The 16,505-nt window shown below is 45.4% G+C and carries 17 protein-coding genes; 5 read left to right on the forward strand and 12 right to left on the reverse strand.

Annotation, left to right across the window (positions count from 1 at the left end; all coding sequences use genetic code 11):
* Positions 1–139 precede the first annotated feature (139 nt).
* The 10 genes from Q1A18_RS02210 to Q1A18_RS02255 form a co-directional block, all read right to left on the reverse strand.
* On the reverse strand, positions 140–643 hold the full coding sequence (locus Q1A18_RS02210) for a YkgJ family cysteine cluster protein (RefSeq protein ID WP_299576884.1): 504 nt from the start codon (positions 641–643) through the stop codon (positions 140–142).
* The gene (locus tag Q1A18_RS02215) at positions 606–1,532 is read right to left on the reverse strand and encodes a DMT family transporter (protein ID WP_299576886.1); all 927 of its coding nucleotides are present in this window, start codon (positions 1,530–1,532) and stop codon (positions 606–608) included. The genes Q1A18_RS02210 and Q1A18_RS02215 overlap by 38 nt, the downstream gene beginning before the upstream one ends.
* A gap of 70 nt (positions 1,533–1,602) precedes the next feature.
* Complete coding sequence (locus Q1A18_RS02220) at positions 1,603–3,018, reverse strand: sodium:solute symporter family protein (protein WP_299576888.1); 1,416 nt, start codon at positions 3,016–3,018, stop codon at positions 1,603–1,605.
* The gene (locus tag Q1A18_RS02225) at positions 3,018–3,239 is read right to left on the reverse strand and encodes a hypothetical protein (protein ID WP_299576890.1); all 222 of its coding nucleotides are present in this window, start codon (positions 3,237–3,239) and stop codon (positions 3,018–3,020) included. Before Q1A18_RS02225 ends, Q1A18_RS02220 begins: the two co-directional genes overlap by 1 nt.
* A gap of 2 nt (positions 3,240–3,241) precedes the next feature.
* Entirely contained in the window at positions 3,242–3,457 is a 216-nt protein-coding gene (locus Q1A18_RS02230; RefSeq protein WP_299576892.1) for a hypothetical protein, read from the reverse strand.
* Positions 3,454–4,317, reverse strand: coding sequence for a putative beta-lysine N-acetyltransferase (gene ablB / locus Q1A18_RS02235; RefSeq protein ID WP_299576894.1), 864 nt, complete (start codon positions 4,315–4,317; stop codon positions 3,454–3,456). The genes Q1A18_RS02230 and ablB overlap by 4 nt, the downstream gene beginning before the upstream one ends.
* Entirely contained in the window at positions 4,289–5,599 is a 1,311-nt protein-coding gene (gene ablA, locus Q1A18_RS02240) for a lysine 2,3-aminomutase (RefSeq protein ID WP_299576896.1), read from the reverse strand. Before ablA ends, ablB begins: the two co-directional genes overlap by 29 nt.
* A 225-nt stretch (positions 5,600–5,824) precedes the next feature.
* Positions 5,825–6,310, reverse strand: a complete 486-nt coding sequence (locus tag Q1A18_RS02245; RefSeq protein WP_299576898.1) for a MarR family transcriptional regulator — start codon at positions 6,308–6,310, stop codon at positions 5,825–5,827.
* Positions 6,311–6,473: 163 nt separating this feature from the next.
* Positions 6,474–8,708: a type IA DNA topoisomerase gene (locus tag Q1A18_RS02250; RefSeq protein ID WP_299576900.1), complete on the reverse strand. Its 2,235-nt coding sequence runs from the start codon at positions 8,706–8,708 to the stop codon at positions 6,474–6,476.
* 48 nt (positions 8,709–8,756) lie between these two features.
* Positions 8,757–9,587, reverse strand: a complete 831-nt coding sequence (locus Q1A18_RS02255; protein WP_299576902.1) for a S1-like domain-containing RNA-binding protein — start codon at positions 9,585–9,587, stop codon at positions 8,757–8,759.
* A gap of 138 nt (positions 9,588–9,725) precedes the next feature.
* On the opposite strand from Q1A18_RS02255, the gene Q1A18_RS02260 reads away from it, so the two are divergent.
* Both Q1A18_RS02260 and malQ read left to right on the forward strand, forming a co-directional pair.
* Complete coding sequence (locus tag Q1A18_RS02260) at positions 9,726–10,823, forward strand: Gfo/Idh/MocA family oxidoreductase (protein ID WP_299576904.1); 1,098 nt, start codon at positions 9,726–9,728, stop codon at positions 10,821–10,823.
* Positions 10,810–12,291: a 4-alpha-glucanotransferase gene (malQ, locus tag Q1A18_RS02265; protein WP_299576906.1), complete on the forward strand. Its 1,482-nt coding sequence runs from the start codon at positions 10,810–10,812 to the stop codon at positions 12,289–12,291. Before Q1A18_RS02260 ends, malQ begins: the two co-directional genes overlap by 14 nt.
* A gap of 4 nt (positions 12,292–12,295) precedes the next feature.
* On the opposite strand, the gene Q1A18_RS02270 is transcribed toward malQ, so the two are convergent.
* Entirely contained in the window at positions 12,296–13,105 is an 810-nt protein-coding gene (locus Q1A18_RS02270; RefSeq protein ID WP_299576908.1) for an alpha/beta fold hydrolase, read from the reverse strand.
* 82 nt (positions 13,106–13,187) lie between these two features.
* Positions 13,188–13,904 carry a pyridoxine 5'-phosphate synthase gene (locus tag Q1A18_RS02275; protein ID WP_299576910.1) on the reverse strand — a complete coding sequence of 239 codons (717 nt, stop codon included), beginning with the start codon at positions 13,902–13,904 and terminating at the stop codon, positions 13,188–13,190.
* Positions 13,905–13,958: 54 nt separating this feature from the next.
* Here Q1A18_RS02275 and Q1A18_RS02280 point away from each other — a divergent pair, with 54 nt between their 5' ends.
* The 3 genes from Q1A18_RS02280 (at position 13,959) to Q1A18_RS02290 (ending at position 16,500) form a co-directional block, all read left to right on the forward strand.
* On the forward strand, positions 13,959–14,624 hold the full coding sequence (locus tag Q1A18_RS02280) for a CBS domain-containing protein (RefSeq protein ID WP_299576912.1): 666 nt from the start codon (positions 13,959–13,961) through the stop codon (positions 14,622–14,624).
* Positions 14,625–14,637: 13 nt separating this feature from the next.
* A complete protein-coding gene (locus tag Q1A18_RS02285; RefSeq protein WP_299576914.1) occupies positions 14,638–15,519 on the forward strand; it encodes an NAD kinase in 882 nt (293 codons plus the stop codon).
* A gap of 186 nt (positions 15,520–15,705) precedes the next feature.
* A complete protein-coding gene (locus Q1A18_RS02290; RefSeq protein ID WP_299576916.1) occupies positions 15,706–16,500 on the forward strand; it encodes a DUF6089 family protein in 795 nt (264 codons plus the stop codon).
* Positions 16,501–16,505: the final 5 nt, after the last annotated feature.

Raw genomic sequence — 16,505 nt, forward strand, 5'->3', positions numbered from 1 at the left:
AAGACAAGCGCATTTCAAAGGCTCAAAGATAGTATTTTTACAATATAAATTGTGTGAGCCTACAACATTCATCAAGGGGAAATAGGCAATTCCGGATTAAGCTTGTGTTGCCCTGCCCACAAGTCAACCCGAGGTAAAGCTACCATTCCATTTGACAGAGTTCCTCCGTAATGGCAAACACTATCGGGCAAACTTCACAATTTTTATGGGTCAATTTCAGAATCTGGTAAAAACGCTTGCGATCGGTGTGCGGATATTCGCGGCAGGCGCGTGGACGGTTTTCATACACACAGCAGTAGTTGTCAGTTAGTAAAAAAGGACAGGGTGTCTGCTGAAAAACATAATCTTGATCCTCATCCATATACAAGTGTTGGCTGATAAAGTCAGCAGGTTTCATTTTTTGGTTTTTGGCCAACCGTTCCACATCCCTGTCCGTTACAATCGGGCTGATTCCTGAGCAGCAATTGGCGCAGTCGAGGCAGTCAAACTGATCAAAAGCCTCGTCGTGCAAGGCATGAACAACCGCATCCAGGTTTTTGGGCTTTTTCTTTTTCAATTTCTGAAACAAAAGACTGAATTCCTGCTTGCGGTTGGCAGTCATTTGTTTAAGCTCGTCTCTTTTGTAATACCGGATAGATTTCATGATTGCGTTTTCTACGTTTAAACTGGGCCAAAAATAAACCAGCAACTACTACGGTAATGCCCAGCAGTTTTTGACCATTGATTTCATCTCCTAAAATGAGAAAGGAGAAGACGGCTACGAACACTGGAATCAGGTTGATGAACATATTGGATTTGTTGATGCCAATGTGCCGGATGCTGTAAGTGAAAAAGATAAAGCCAAGGATAGAGGCAAAAACGGCCAGTTTTATAATAGCCATGAAGGCTTCCGGTGCGAAAGGGATGGCCAATGCCTCGCGTGCCTCAAAAATTCCCCAAAAGGGCAAAAACATGAATGTACCAATTAGGTTTTGATAGCTGATAATGGTGTAGCCATTGTAACGGCCTACCATTCTTTTGAGCACAACCGTATAGCCAATGGTGGAAAGTACCGCGATAAATTCGAGTCCAACACCAAGGGGAGAAGCCATCAAACCGGCCGATCGGTCGAAAACCACCAGGCTGACTCCGGCAAAGGAAAGCACCAGGCCAGCCAGGTTGGCGCTGTTTAGTTTCTCTTTAAAAAAATACCAGGCTGCAAACGGGGTAAACAAGGGAATGGTAGCAACAATAACGGCAGCAACTGTTGGCGACACATACTTCAACCCAAAACTTTCGCCCATGAAATAGAGGAAAGGTTCAAAGAAGGAAAGCAAAATCATCCAGGCCAAGTCGCCTTTCTGAAGGGCTTGAAGCTTTCCTGTAAGCCGGGAGAAAATAAACATAATGGCTGCTGCCAGGCTGAGCCTGATGAGTATTACTGTCATCGGCTCATAAGCCTGATAAGCGATTTTAAACCAAACAAACGAAAAGCTCCAGAAAAACATGGCCAGTAAGGCCGCCATGTAGTGCTTCAGTATGTTATTTTTCATGATATCCCTGGTGAATTGACCGCAAAAGTAGGGATAAATTTGATGATCTAAAACAGTTTTTAATGGCCGGTCATTTGCGCTGAGTTAAGGCCGCAAGTAGCAGAAAAACAACCAGCGAACTGGAAATTCCAAAGATAATTGGATCCAGCCCCAATGGAAGATCTGGGTTGAGAATGATCAGGCTGAGTGAGGTTCCGCCACCTGCAATCATGGACCAAAAAGCCGCCGTTGGATTGTTGTTGGGTTTGATCAGTGCCGCAACAACCGGAATAAACAGTCCGGAAACCATAAAAGAATAGGAGTGAAGCATGAGCTCGAGCACATTGGGCATTTTGAGTGCAATCAATAGCGCAGCGGCTCCCATCAGTAAGGTAAGGAATTGCGAAATCCGAAGGCTGGAAGGGTGATTGTGTCCCCGGAAAATATCAGTCAATACGTTGCCGGAAGCAGCCATCAGGCAGCTGTCGGCGGTGGACATGATGGCCGAAAAGTAGGCCGATAGCACAATGCCTGTAAGCCCGATGGGAAGCACGGTTTTGAGTAGTATGGGAAGCCCCATTTCCGAGTCGATTGCACTGCCAGCCGGAAAGCCGGCAACAGCAAGCATGCCGTTTTCAAAAGCCACTTTGGCAAGCAGGCCTAAGAGTACGCCGGTAAAAGCCATCAATGGGTACTCAAACAAGCCAGCAATGAACCAGGCACGTTGGGCCGACTTAGGTGTTCGTGAGGCATAAATTCGCTGGTAAAGGGTCATCCCGATGAACCAAATGGGAATGACTGTTGCCATCCAATTCAGAAATTGCTGCCAGCTGATGTTACGGAAGCTGAGAAACGAGGCAGGCAGTGTTTGTTGAATGGCCTCGAACCCGCCAACAGCATAGTAGCAAAGGGGAAGAGCTACAAAAATTAGTCCTCCCATCAAGATGATCCACTGAATGGTATCGGTGTAAATCACGGCTTTCATTCCGCCAATAACCGTGTAAATGACGGCAATGGCTCCCATGACCATCAAGGCAGTATTGAAGGTGAGTGCCGGAAAGGTAGCTGCTGCCAGTTTGGCGCCGGCCAGAATCTGGGAGCTGGTGAAACCGAGGTAGCCAATGGCCGATATGATTCCTGCAATAAGTGCCACTTTTTTGCTGTAGCTGTTCTGAAGGAACTGCGGGAATGTTAAGAGGTTTTGACGTTTGGAGAGGCGATGAACTTTGGGGACCAGCACGACGGCCGTGAGCCAGGCACCAATGAGCCCGGAGAACAGCAGCCAGCTGCCCGACAGCCCCATGACAAAGCCCAGGCCTCCCAGCCCGATTGAAAATCCTCCGCCAACATCAGTTGCCACAACCGATAAACCAATATGCAGGCTGCTCATCTGGCGTCCACCTACAAAATAGTCATCGGTATTTTTGTTTCGGCGCAGGAAGAAAAAACCTACGCCTAACATAAACATGAGGTAGACCACAAAAATGGTCAAGTCAATCCAATGCATTATTTAAGGTCAATATTTAGGGTGTAGTAGGGCGCTTTTTCTGTGTTGCTTACCCAGTTTTTATCTAAAAGTGAATTGAGATATTCATGGCCTTTCTGGTAACTTAACTTTAATCTCATCAAGATATCACCCATCATGAATTTCTCATTTTCACTCAGAAGTTTAATTATTGCTCTTTCCGTTTGATCTTCAATTTTGTTCAAGTCAATCTGTTCACGCATAGTTATTTTACTTTATAGGGGGTTGCTGTTGTCGGAATTGCCAGTCCTTCATCGGCCAGTTTAAAGCGTTCGCAATTTTTCCATCCTTTGTAGCCTCTGTTGCAGAAAACATTTTTAATCAAAAAAGAAGAGACACGCTCTATTTTTAATTCTTCCTGATAAACTGGGCAGTTTTTGGAGTAAGGACATAGTTTTCCCAAATGTCTTTGATTAATCATGGTTCAATGGTTTTATAGTACACATTCATGCTTTCGATTTGCCCTGAAATATTGGTGTTGTTTTTCAGGACGCCTGAAAAATGATACCCATGGTTGATGAAGGTCTTGTTCATTCCGGGCGAGTTTAATCGGGCAATCGTGTATAATGTTTTGTATTCTCTTTTCTTCAGGTTTTCTTCCATCATGCTGAGCAGGAAGTAAGCCAGCTTATGGCCTCGGTAATCGGGCAGGACAGCGAAATCCGTCATCTCCGCATTCCTGTTTGCCGGGTCTACCTCAGCTGAAGAAATACCCACTAGTTTGTTTTGATCCCATACTCCAAAGTAAAGTACCGATCCGTCTTGCATGGTTTGACGAATGTAATCGGGATTGGTGACCGGGAATGGGTAGGTGGCAAACACTTGCTCAAAAATTTTAGCCATCTCCGGCGCCTCATCCGGGCTAAGCTGATCGAGTTTAAAGCGATCTGCTGGCGAATCCCCATTTTGGCTGGGCGCCTCAGAAAGCAAATCGACCAGCGTTGAGAGTGCTTTGTTGGGGCTGGTCTGGCGATCCTCACTTAAAAACTTCGACATGAAGAAAACATCCTCTTTGCCTTGGTAAAAGGCAGGAATGAATGCTTCCTGGGTAAATCCGTCCTGCAGGAAAACGGGCTGTGCAGCCGCCGGAACTTTGGCGATAATCTTCGTGTATCCTTTGGCTTGTGCCAGTTCGTTGAGTCGTTTGGTTATGGTTGTGCGATCATTCGGGTGATATTTCAGCAGAAAAATCCGGTTGTTGAAAGTTCCGTGGTGTACAACCGAATGACCTATTTTTTCAATAATATCCATCTTAGTCTTCTCTTCTGTTATAGCGTTCATTGTTTTCAGGGATTAAGGAAATTGAATCGTTGGAGTCTGCCAGCAATCGTTCAATTCCGAGAGATTCCACTTCATCACTTTCCTGTAATTGCAGATCCAGGTTGCAGTTTTCGCAATCGCGGTCGCAAAAAATATTTTCATAATGATCCGGCTCCTTGTAGGTGGTAATAACGCCTTCGTAATTGCGCAGGACGACCTTGTGGGTGGACCATGAAATGATGTAGTTGGGCATAACCGGAATTTTGCCGCCACCACCAGGCGCATCAATAACATAGGTTGGCCGGGCAAATCCGCTGGTGTGCCCAATGAGGCTCTCCATAATTTCAATGCCTTTCCCAATGGGGGTCCGGAAATGCGACAGCCCTTCTGAAAGGTCGCACTGGTAAAGGTAATAGGGGCGTACCCGGTTTTGAACCAGCTTATGCACCAGGTTTTTCATGATTCGCGGACAGTCATTTACATTGGCCAGCAAAACACTTTGGTTGCCCAATGGAAAACCGCCATCGGCCAGTTTGCGCAAAGATTCTTTGGCAGAAGAGGTCATTTCGCGTGGATGATTGAAGTGCGTATTGATCCACAAGGGCTGATATTTTTTCAGAACAGCCACCAATTCATCGGTTATTCGGTAGGGAAGAACAACAGGCATTCTCGTTCCTATGCGAACAACCTCTACGTGTGGGATGCTGGTTAGCTCATTGAGCAGCCAGTCTATTTTGCTGTCCGGAAGCATCAGCGGATCTCCACCGCTCAATAGAACGTCTCGGATTTGAGGCGTCTTTTTAATGTATTCAATGCCTTTTTGAAGTTGCTCCTTGGAAGGAATAAAATCAATATCTCCTACTTTTCGTTTGCGGGTACAATGCCGGCAATACATGGCGCAGGTATTACTTACATGAAATAAGACCCGGTCGGGGTAGCGGTGAGTGATGCCCTCTTCCGGGCTGTCCCTGTCTTCGGATAGCGGATCAGCTAATTCGGTATCAAGTACATTTAGTTCGTTGATGTTGGCAAATGATTGTTTGAAGACCGGATCGTTTTGGTAATTTTCTTTTGAAATGAGGGAGGCGTAATATGGCGTAATGGAAAGCGGAAACTTTTCCATCGTCTTGTTGAGTTCTTCTTTCTCTTTTGCGCTGAATCGTATTCCTGTTAGTCTTTCAAATTGTTCAACAGTGCTGATTGAATTTTTTAACTGCCATTTCCAATCCCTCCAATTAGAAACGGTTGATGTTTTGTTGATTTTGTTTGCAATCTCTTGTTGAGCTCCATTAAAAATATCCATAGTACATTTATTAGTTTCTATAGGAACAAATGTACGTTTTTAGCCGTCAACAGCCAAATGTAGACGGAATTAATCACTCGCAGATAAAGGTAATTCGTGGGTGAAAATACTGAAAATAAGTTGATTGTATTTGTTGATTAAAATGACAATTAACTGTAACAGAAAAGGCCGAAGATTTCCGGGCACTTGGGGTTGATGTTGTGTATGTCGTTTCTAGTTAGCTGCTTATAGCTTATGTTCGTCGATTGGTTCATCGCTCGTCAGCATGGGAGAAGCCTCTATTTGTCCAATATTTAGCAGATTCACAAGTGTTTGAAGACTTTCTTGTATCTGTTGCAACTTCATATTGGGAAGGGCATCCAGCTTTTCAGTAAGTCGGTCGTGTAGAAGCGGTGGGATGCTGTTGAGCAATTCCGAGCCTTTGGAGGTTAAGGCGATATTAACAACACGCTTGTCTCCTTGTTTGGGCAAACGGGCCAAACAGCCTTTGTTTTCAAGCCGGTCAATGATTCCACTAGTGGTACTTGAATTCAAGTTTAGGAAGCGTCGGATTTCACCTTGTGTTGACTGAAAGTTTTTTGATGCATGCAAGTAACTTAAACACAAAATTTGAGGGATGCTCACGCCATGTTCCTTTTGAACCTTCTTAGATTCCAGGTTGATAGATCGGACAATTTTCCGAATAGTAATTAAGATTTCAGTCGTATCCATTTGAATTTGTTTCAACAGGACAAAAATAGATGAGATTTTGGATATAACAAAACCAAATTGCCTTTGCGATGGAAAGAAAGGCGGTGTTATTTTCTTTCAGCATTTGCCTGCTGAATGCTGTTGCGATTGGAGTAAGAGCTGCTCAGGAGCTGGAAAGCGGCGCTTAAGCATTTACTTCAAAAGGTACCCGAAAGTCGCAGCCATTTTTGAAGTTGGAGCACCCCCAGGCGGTTTTCCCTTTGAGTATTTTGCCGACCTCGCATTTGGGGCAGACAGAATCATCTTTGACCTGTGGTTGCAGTTGAATAGAAGATGTGTCTGTCAGAATCAGTTTACCATCCAGTTTTAAGCCTTCATAAGTTAAGCCTTTGATGAGTGGAGATTTCTTTTTGCTGACCAAGGTTTGAATTTGCTTGTCGGTTAGCTTTTTATCAAAACATTTGAATGGAACTTTGAAACGACATCCATTCTTCCACTCCGAGCAGCCCCAGGCTGACTTGCCTTTCAGTAGCTTGCCTTTTTCGCAGCGGGGGCAGGTTAAGTCCTTTGCCGCTTTGCTTGGTGCTTTCTTTTCGCCCTTTGCTTTGGCTTTTCCCTTAGCCGCGGTTTCTTCTTCTTCCAGAATCGTGATTTCTTTTTTACGCGAATTCTTCACCTGCCAGATGACTTCGGTTACCATGTTTTTAAGTTCGGCCATAAATTGAGCAATCTCCAGTTCGCCAGACTCAATTTCGCGTAATTTCTTTTCCCACATGCCCGTTAGTTCGGCTGACTTTAGCAGGTCATTCTCAATGGTGTTGATCAGATCCATGCCGGTAGGGGTGGCTACCAGGCGTTTGCGTTCCTTGCGGATGTATCGTCTGCGAAACAAGGTTTCAATAATGTTTGCGCGGGTTGAGGGGCGTCCAATGCCGTTTTCCTTCATCAGTTCCCGCAATTCATCGTCATCCATGTTTTTGCCGGCTGTTTCCATGGCGCGCAGCAAAGTGGCCTCGGTATAATAGTTGGGCGGCTGCGTTTGTTTTTCCTGCAGTTCGGGCCGATGCGGCCCGTGTTCGCCGGAGGTAAATGCCGGCAAAATGTTGTCGTCCGATTGGCTTGTCTTCTTCTCGTTTTTATATACCATGCGCCAGCCGGGTTTCAGGATTTGCTTCCCTGTGGCTTTAAACTGGTGTTTTTCAATGTTTGCCTCCACTGTGGTGTTGGCAATTTCGCAATCGGGGTAAAAAACAGCAATAAATCGTTTAACCACCATGTCGTAAACTTTCCGTTCGGCTTCGGTCAGGTCAATACGGGTCATTCCGGTCGGAATGATGGCATGGTGATCGGTAATCTTTTTATTATCGAATACTTTTTTCGATTTGCGGATTTTTCCGGCGCTTAAAACCGGCTGGGTGAGCTCCTCATAGCCTTTCAGATTTTTCAGGGTGGCAGGAACTTTTTTATAAATATCGTCCGACAGGAAAGTCGTATCAACCCTCGGATAGGTGGTCACTTTCTTTTCGTACAGCGATTGAATGGTGCGCAATGTTTCATCGGCACTGAGGTTGAATTTTTTGTTGCACTCCACCTGTAGCGAGGTCAGATCGAACAGGCGCGGTGGGTGTTCTTTGCTGTTCTTCTTGGTGATTTTGCCAATGAAAAGGTCCATGCCGGAAATTTCCTGCAGTACTTTTTCGGCCTTTTCTTTTTGCTGAAAACGTCCTGTGGTGTAGGAAAATACCGCTTCCCTGTACAGCGTTTTGATTTCCCAAAAGGGTTCAGGCTTAAAATTTTCAATCTCCTGTTGGCGATTCACGATCAAGGCCAGTGTTGGCGTTTGCACCCGCCCGATGGAAAGCACTTGCTTGTTTTGACCGTATTTTAGCGTGTACAGGCGTGTGGCGTTCATGCCCAGCAGCCAGTCGCCAATGGCGCGTGCGCTGCCTGCCTCGTAAAGCTTGTCAAATTCTTCGCTGGAGAGCAGCTTGTCAAATCCTTCGCGAATCGCTTCTTCTGTCAGGGAGGAAATCCATAACCGTTTGATGGGGGCTTTGTTTCCGGCTTTGGCCAGCACCCAACGTTGAATGAGCTCTCCTTCCTGACCGGCATCCCCGCAATTGATGATCTCATCGGCTTGTTTGATCAGGTTTTCCAGTATCGAAAATTGCTTTTTCACCCCTTGGTCATCAATAACTTTAATGCCAAACCGGGTCGGAATCATGGGCAGCTCGTTGATGTTCCAGTACTTCCAGCGAACGGTGTAGTCGTGGGGTTCTTTCAGCGTACACAAGTGCCCGAAAGTCCAGCTTACCTGGTAGCCATTTCCTTCAAAATAGCCATCGCGCCGGCTATTTGCTCCAATAATCTGGGCAATCTCTTTGGCAACACTTGGTTTTTCGGCAATGCAAACTTTCATGAAACGAGATCGGTTGTCTGTTGTCGGTTATGGAGTTTAATTGAACACTTAAAGCAGTTTAATTCCGTTGTCTTCCAGCGAAATTAAACGATGCTTGTACAAGGAGCCAATGGCTTTTTTGAAATTCTTTTTGCTGATATGGAAGGTGGCCTGAATCAATTCGGGCGAACTTTTATCGGTTAAAGGCAAGAAACCATCGTTGGCAGCCAGCTTGTTCAAAATGCCTTGCGAAATATCGTCAATTTTCTCGTAACCTTCTTTTTGAAGCGAAAGGTCAATCTTCTCATCTTCCCGGATGTTTTTGATAAAACCTTTGATTTTTTGTCCGACTTTCAGCGGCTGGAACACTTCGTTCTTATAGATCATTCCCCAGTGGCTGTTGTCAATAATAGCCTTGAAGCCTAAATCGGTTTGTCTGGCAACGATCAGGTCCACCTCTTCGCCCACTTCATAATCGATGGGAACGTTATCGACACATTTATCCAGCTTCGAGGTCGCAGCAATGCGCTGGCTTTCATCGTCGAGGTAAACGTAAACCAGGTAGGAGTGTCCGGCTTCCATGGTTTGTTGCTGCTCACGGAATGGAACCAGCAAATCTTTAGGAAGTCCCCAGTCCAGGAAGGCACCAACTCCGGTAACCGAAACAACCGGCAGAAAGGCAAATTCGCCAACCATCGCCTTGGGACGGTCACTGGTGGCGACCAAACGGTCTTCCGAGTCGAGGTAAATAAAAACACTAAGAATGTCGCCTGGTTTGCAACCTTCAGGCACATACCGCTTAGGCATTAAAATCTCACCATGCGGGCCACCGTCAAGGTAAACCCCAAAATCAACTTCTTTTACAACTTCCAATTCGTTCATCAAGCCTATTGCTGCCATTTCTTTGTGTTTTATTTGAACAGGCAAAGGTACGCTTTCGGCGGAAATTTTGGTAATAACTCTTCGATTTAATATGGAAAGTCAACTGGTTCAGGAGAAAAGGTTTATTTTTGACAGTCAAACTGAAAAAACTTACTTATGTCAACGGTTAAAATTGGATTTTTAGGTGCTGGAGGAATTGCCAAAGCTCACGCTTATTCATTGAATTCACTACGATATTATTACCCGGAAATGCCACCGGTTGTTTTTGAATCGGTATGCTCGCAGCGGGAAGAAAGTCGTCAGCAATTTGCCCGGGATTATGGGTTCCGGCAATCTCAGGATGAGGCTGATTTTTTGCAGAACGACGCCATTGATACGGTCTTGATTCTTGGTCCGAATAAGGTGCACGCCGAGCATTTGAAAGCTGTAGCCCAGATGCCCAATGTGAAACGTATTTACCTGGAAAAACCGGTTTGCTCAAACTTGCAGGAGGAGCAGGAACTGGCCGCTTTAGCCTTAGCGGGTAAAAAAGTACAGGTGGGATTTCAGTATCTGCAAACGGCTTCGGTGCGCGAAGCGATTGCTTTTTGGAAATCCGGAAAACTGGGCAGACCCATTCATTTCGACTTGAAATATTACCATGGCGATTATTTGCAGAAAAGTTATCGCGACAAGCGACAAACCCGCTTAACACCAGCGCCTGATGGTGGTGCTATGGCTGATTTGGGCTCTCATGGCATTAGCTTGTTGCTTTCTTTTTTAGGCGAACAGCTCGAAATTACCAGCGCATTGCAGGGCGGTGATTTTGCAGATGTGCCCGGGGATTCAGATTTGTTTTCTTCGCTTTCGCTGGTTGACCCGGTTACACGGGCAGTAGGAAATATGTCGGCCAGTCGCATTAGCTCTGGTTCCGGTGACTTGGTTTATCTTGAGATTTATGCAGAAAAGGGAACCCTGCGTTATACCTCGCAGCGTCCCGAGTCTTTCGATTATTTTCTGGAAGAAACCCAGCAGTGGATTAATCAGCCTGTTGGTAGCCACTATAAGCCAATCAGTAGTTTCCCATCGGGGCATGTGCCTCCGGGCTGGTTGCGCTCGATGGTGCATGCGCACTATTTGTTTTTAGGCGGAGCGGATGAGAAAGCATTTGTTCCGGATTTGCAGCATGGCTTGGCGGTTCAGCGTTTGGTGCGCGAAACGGCCACCCACTTGAGTTCATTCCGAAAACAGGTATCCGTACATGTCAAGAAGTAGTGGAATTTTGGTACATATTAGCTCGCTTCCTGGAAAGTACGGGATTGGTAGCATGGGGGCCGATGCCTTTGCCTTTGTTGATTTTCTGAAAGAAACGGGGCAGAAGTGGTGGCAGATTTTGCCTTTGGGGCCCACGGGCTATGGCAACTCACCTTACCAAAGTTATTCTGTTTTTGCTGGAAGCGAGCTGTTAATTAGTCTGGGTAAGTTGGTGGAAGAGGAGCTTTTAAGCGAATCAGACTTGGCCGATTTGACCCGGCTTCCAAGCGAGAAGGTTGATTACGACCGTCTGGCACCTCACAAAAGAAGGCTTTTGAAAAAGGCCTATGAATGTTTTGAGGGGCAGTTTGATTACTTTAAGGAGGCGTATTATCAGTTTTTGGGCGAGCATTCGTGGTGGTTGGATGACTATGCTTTGTTTCAAGCGTTGAAAGAGCAGAATACGGAGTTGTTGTGGAACGAATGGAAGCTTCCTTATAAGAAACGCGATGTGCATGCGTTGGATAAAGCCCATTTGACTTATGTTGAATCGATCAATTTTCACCGCTTTGTCCAGTTCATTTTTTTCAAGCAGTGGTTCGAGCTTAAGGATTATGCCAATGAGAGCGGTATTCAGTTGTTTGGCGACCTTCCGTTGTATGTTGCGCTGGATAGCTCGGATGTGTGGGCTAACCAAGACTTGTTTTTGCTGGACGAGGAAGGTCGGCCTACGCATGTGGGGGGAGTTCCTCCGGATTATTTTAGCGAAACAGGTCAGCTGTGGGGCTGTCCGGTTTTTGACTGGAGCCGCTTGGCTGAACGAAACTACGACTGGTGGATGGCGCGCATGCACTTTTGCTTGAAAATGTTTGACCGGGTGCGGATTGATCATTTCCGGGGACTGGAATCATTTTGGTCGGTGCCTGCGGGAGAGACGACGGCTATTCATGGGGAATGGTGCCCGGCCAAAGGCTATGAAATGCTGAAGCTGTTGAAGTCACAAATTGGCGATTTTCCGGTAGTGGCTGAGGATTTAGGAGTCATTACGCAGGAAGTGGAGGCGTTGCGGGACGAGTTTAAGCTGCCGGGAATGAAAGTGCTGCAGTTTGGTTTTGCTTCGGATGCGGCCAATGAGCACCTGCCGCATAATTATGGACGAAACTTTGTGGTTTACACTGGCACGCATGACAACGATACGACTTTGGGTTGGTTGAACTCAGCGACAAGTGTGGAGCGCAGAAACATCCGACGTTACTTTAAGCGTGGCAGGCGAAGGGCGCTTGACGCGATTCTTGAAGCTACTTGGGGTTCGGTTGCCGAATTGGCTATGATGCCCATGCAGGATTTGCTGCAGCTGGACACCAAAGGGCGGATGAATGTTCCGGGGGTGGCTGCCGGAAACTGGGAGTGGCGCTTTGAGTGGAAACAGATTCGCCCTGCTCGCCGTCGTTTTCTGAAGCAAATTACGGAAAAATACAACCGTTGTTAATCGCTTAGATAAACTGCTCCAGGGCTTCCATGAATAGCTGGGGCTGTTCGGCATGAAGCCAGTGTCCGGCATTGGGAATGGTTGTAAGTTGTGCTTCCGGATAAATTTCCTTGATTTTTTCCTCGTCCTCTTTCGAAATATAAGGAGACTGTTCGCCTTTGATAAACAGAACAGGGTAGTTTAAAATGGGCATACGGTCTTCAAGCCACCGGTAGTTAACCCCGCTGATTACTTCGTCCAAATGGTCGTAAAGCACATCGACATTGATCCGGCAGTCAAACTTTTTGGTTTCCTTGTTGCGGTATACATTTTTTAGCAGGAACAGAACCAGTCCTTTGTTGTCGAGCTGTAGTTCGAGGAAATCGCGGATTTCCTCGCGTGTCTCAAACTGGTGTTTGCGCACCTCTTTCAACGATTCCAGAATATATTGGTGCTGGTAGTATTGGCTTTTATCCTGTAGTTCAAAATAATCTTTCGGAGCAATATCGGCAACAATCAGTTTGTCAATTTTCTCAGGATATTCTGAAGCAAAAAACATGGCTGTTTTTCCACCCATGCTATGACCGATTACGGTGGCCTTGTCAATTTGGTGCTCGTCAAAAAAGTTGGCCAGGTCGTTGGTCATGTCTTGGTAATTGTGTGCATCCGCATTGGGTGAGCGTCCGTGGTTGCGCTGATCAATCAGATACACATGGTGCTTCTTGCCCAGTTTTTTTCCAACAGTCAACCAATTGTCCGACGAGCCGTAAAGCCCGTGGACGATGACAATGGTTTTGGGGTTTTCTTTGCCTTCTTCGCGGTAAAATAACTTCATGATAGATTCCAAAATGCAGGGTGCTGTTCTTTTTAACTAACCACAAAGGGAAACAGCCAGCCGTATGTTTTGTTCCCAATGATCAGGGGCGAATGCAGTCCAGGTACTCGTGAATGGTGTTTTTCAAGCCCAGGTAAAGTGCATCTGAAATCAAAGCGTGCCCAATGGAAACTTCGTCGATGTATGGAATTTTATCGATCAAAAACTTGAGGTTTTTCAAGCTTAGGTCGTGTCCGGCATTGATGCCCAGGTTTAATTGCCGGGCCAGCTCAGCTGCTTTTATGAACGGAGCAATGGCTTTATCCGGATCCTCCGGGTACATGGTCGCGTAGGGTTCGGTGTAAAGCTCAATCCGGTCGGCTCCGATTTTGGCTGCTGCTTCAATAATATGCACATCAGGATCGACAAAAATCGAGGTCCGAATGCCTTCGGCTTTTAGCCGGGCAATCACATCAACCAAAAAGTCGTGATGCTTGATGGTGTCCCATCCGTGGTCCGAAGTCAATTGTCCGGGTTGGTCGGGCACCAATGTGGCCTGGGTTGCCTTTACATCAGTTACCAGTTTGATAAAATCTTCACTGGGGTAGCCTTCAATGTTAAACTCGGTGGTAATGTGGGGCTTAATGTCGTAAACATCCTGACGGGTAATGTGCCGTTCGTCGGGACGTGGATGTACGGTAATTCCTTCAGCACCAAACTTCTCACAGTTGATTGCAGCATCTAGTACACTGGGGGTTTGGCCCCCGCGCGAATTTCTTAATGTTGCTATTTTGTTTATATTTACACTTAGTCTTGTCATATCGAATAAATAGAGGGCTGCAAGTTACAACATAGAATTGAAACAAGTAAAAAATTGATTGCAAAAGAACTCATATCGGACGTTATTCCTTCCTTACGCCTGACCGATGACGGGCAAAAAGCACTGAACTGGATGGAGATTTTCAGGCTCTCTCATCTTCCGGTTGTTGATAAAGGAGAGTACATTGGCTTGATCTCGGATAAAGCAATTTATGATTTGAATTTGATTGAGAAAAAGATGGACGATTGCCGCGAGCATCAGGTCCATCCGCATGTACATTCCAATCAACATATTTATGAAGTGGCTTCCATTATGTCTGAACTGAAGCTGAGCCTGGTACCTGTGCTTGATTTGAAACACAATTACCTTGGGTGTATTTCGGTGATGGATTTATCCCGGAAATTTGCCACGCTGGTTGCTGTGCATGAGCCGGGGGGGATAATTGTGTTGGAATTGACGCCAATAGACTATTCGCTTTCGCAAATTGCCCAAATTGTAGAAGGCAATGACGCTAAAATTTTGAGTTTATATACCTACAAGGAAGAAGATTCGAAAGAATTGTTGGTCACCTTGAAAATAAATCAGATTGATCTTTCACCAATTATTCAGACTTTTGTGCGATACGACTATTCAATCCGGGCGGTTTTTATGGATGAGGCAATCCTGAATAACCTGTATGACGACCGGTTTAATCAGTTGATCAAGTATATGAATATTTAGCACAGGCAAACCTATGATTATTGCAATTTTTGGAATTAGCACAGACCTAACTTACACCCCTGATCTGGCCAAATTATTTTCCTTGTTGAAAGAGCGAAATATTAGTACGTACATGTACCGGCCGTTTTTCGACTTTGTGCAAAAACACTGTCTGATCCGTCCGGAGGTGGCCGGTCTGTTTAATTCGGGCAAGGACTTACCCGATGACGTTAGTTTCCTGATTAGTATTGGTGGTGACGGGACTTTCTTGCAGTCGGTCTTAACCCTGAAAAACAAGTCTATTCCGGCAATTGGACTCAACCTGGGACGCCTTGGTTTTTTGTCGGATATTTCGCGAGAAGACATGCAGGAGGCGATCGATTCCATTTTGCAGGGAAACTATGAAATTGAAGAGCGCTCTTTGCTTCAGCTAAATGAACATGAGCACTTGTTTGGCGATTTCAATTATGCCTTAAATGAAATTGCAATAACCAAACTCGATACCTCTTCGATGATTAGTATTCATACCTATCTGAACGAAGAATACCTCAGTACTTATTGGGCCGATGGATTGATTATTGCCACACCAACCGGCTCAACAGCTTATTCGCTGAGTGTGGGTGGTCCCATCTTAACCCCGGATTCCAAAAGTTTAATCATAACACCTATTGCTCCCCACAACTTAACGGTTCGCCCGATTGTGGTGCCCGAAAATATCACCCTGCGCTTGCAGGTTGAGGGGCGGGGGCACCAGTTTCAGGCTTCACTTGATTCACGCTCCGAAGCCATTAATTTTCCGGGTGAACTGCGCATTCAAAAAGCCGATTTTCATGTGAAAACATTGAAACTTCCCGGGCATGGTTTCTTTAGCACCCTCCGCAACAAGTTGATGTGGGGCGCAGACAAGAGAAATTAATCAATTTAGCTTAACAATTTTTAACCTCTATTTCGGTTTTATAATAGGCAGTCGGTAAGATGTTTTCAGAATTATATTACTTTTGTAGCTCTTGAAAGGAGTTATGTTTTAATGTTGTTGTTAAATGCCAGAATATTTTACGATACTGTCTTTTTATTAGCAACCTTTCAATGAAAACGATAGTCGATGAAAAGATTTTTTTTAATCGTTTGTAGCATCCTGACTTTTAGTTCAATTTCTGCTCAGGAAACAGCAGATATTGGTATATGGGGTGGCGTTGGCAGTTACTTGGGAGACATGACTCAGATTGATCAGGCAAGTTCTTTGAATCCAAATGTGGGAGTATTCTTTCGTTATAACTTTAATTCACGGCTGAGTTTACGGACCAGTCTGATGGCGGGAACGATTGGGGCTACCGGGAAATATGAAGCAGATCCCTGGGAGTTTGACAAGTTTATGACGGATGTTTCTGTCATGGGCGAGTTCAATTTCTTTCGGTACATCATCGGAAGTAAGCGGCATTCAATGACCACTTATTTGATGAGTGGTTTAGGAACCAGTTTGTACAAGTATACTTACGACCCGGCACTCTTGTCACCCATGGTGTACTACCTGAACAATGAGCAGTTAGGTATTGTCCCTGCGGAAATTCATGATGAATTAATTCTTGAAAAAGAGGAATCAATCATTGGGTTGAATGTGCCGATTGGCTTTGGTTTCAAGTTCAATATTGGCGAACGCATGGGGATAGGAATAGAGGCGATTTTGAGGAAGTATTTCAACGACAAGGTGGATGATCTGGATGATCCTCGAAAATTCTATTCATTGACTGATGGTCCGAACGGGAGTTCGCAGGGAGCCTGGAAAAGCTATAACACCTTTCTGCACAATAACGATTTCACCTATCATTTGGGAATTCATTTGACCTATCGGTTTTATAGGGGCGACCAGGAATGCCCGGTGTATGAAAATATTAAATAGACTAA

The sequence above is a fragment of the uncultured Sunxiuqinia sp. genome (genome assembly GCF_947495665.1).
Taxonomy (GTDB): Bacteria; Bacteroidota; Bacteroidia; order Bacteroidales; family Prolixibacteraceae; genus Sunxiuqinia; species Sunxiuqinia rutila.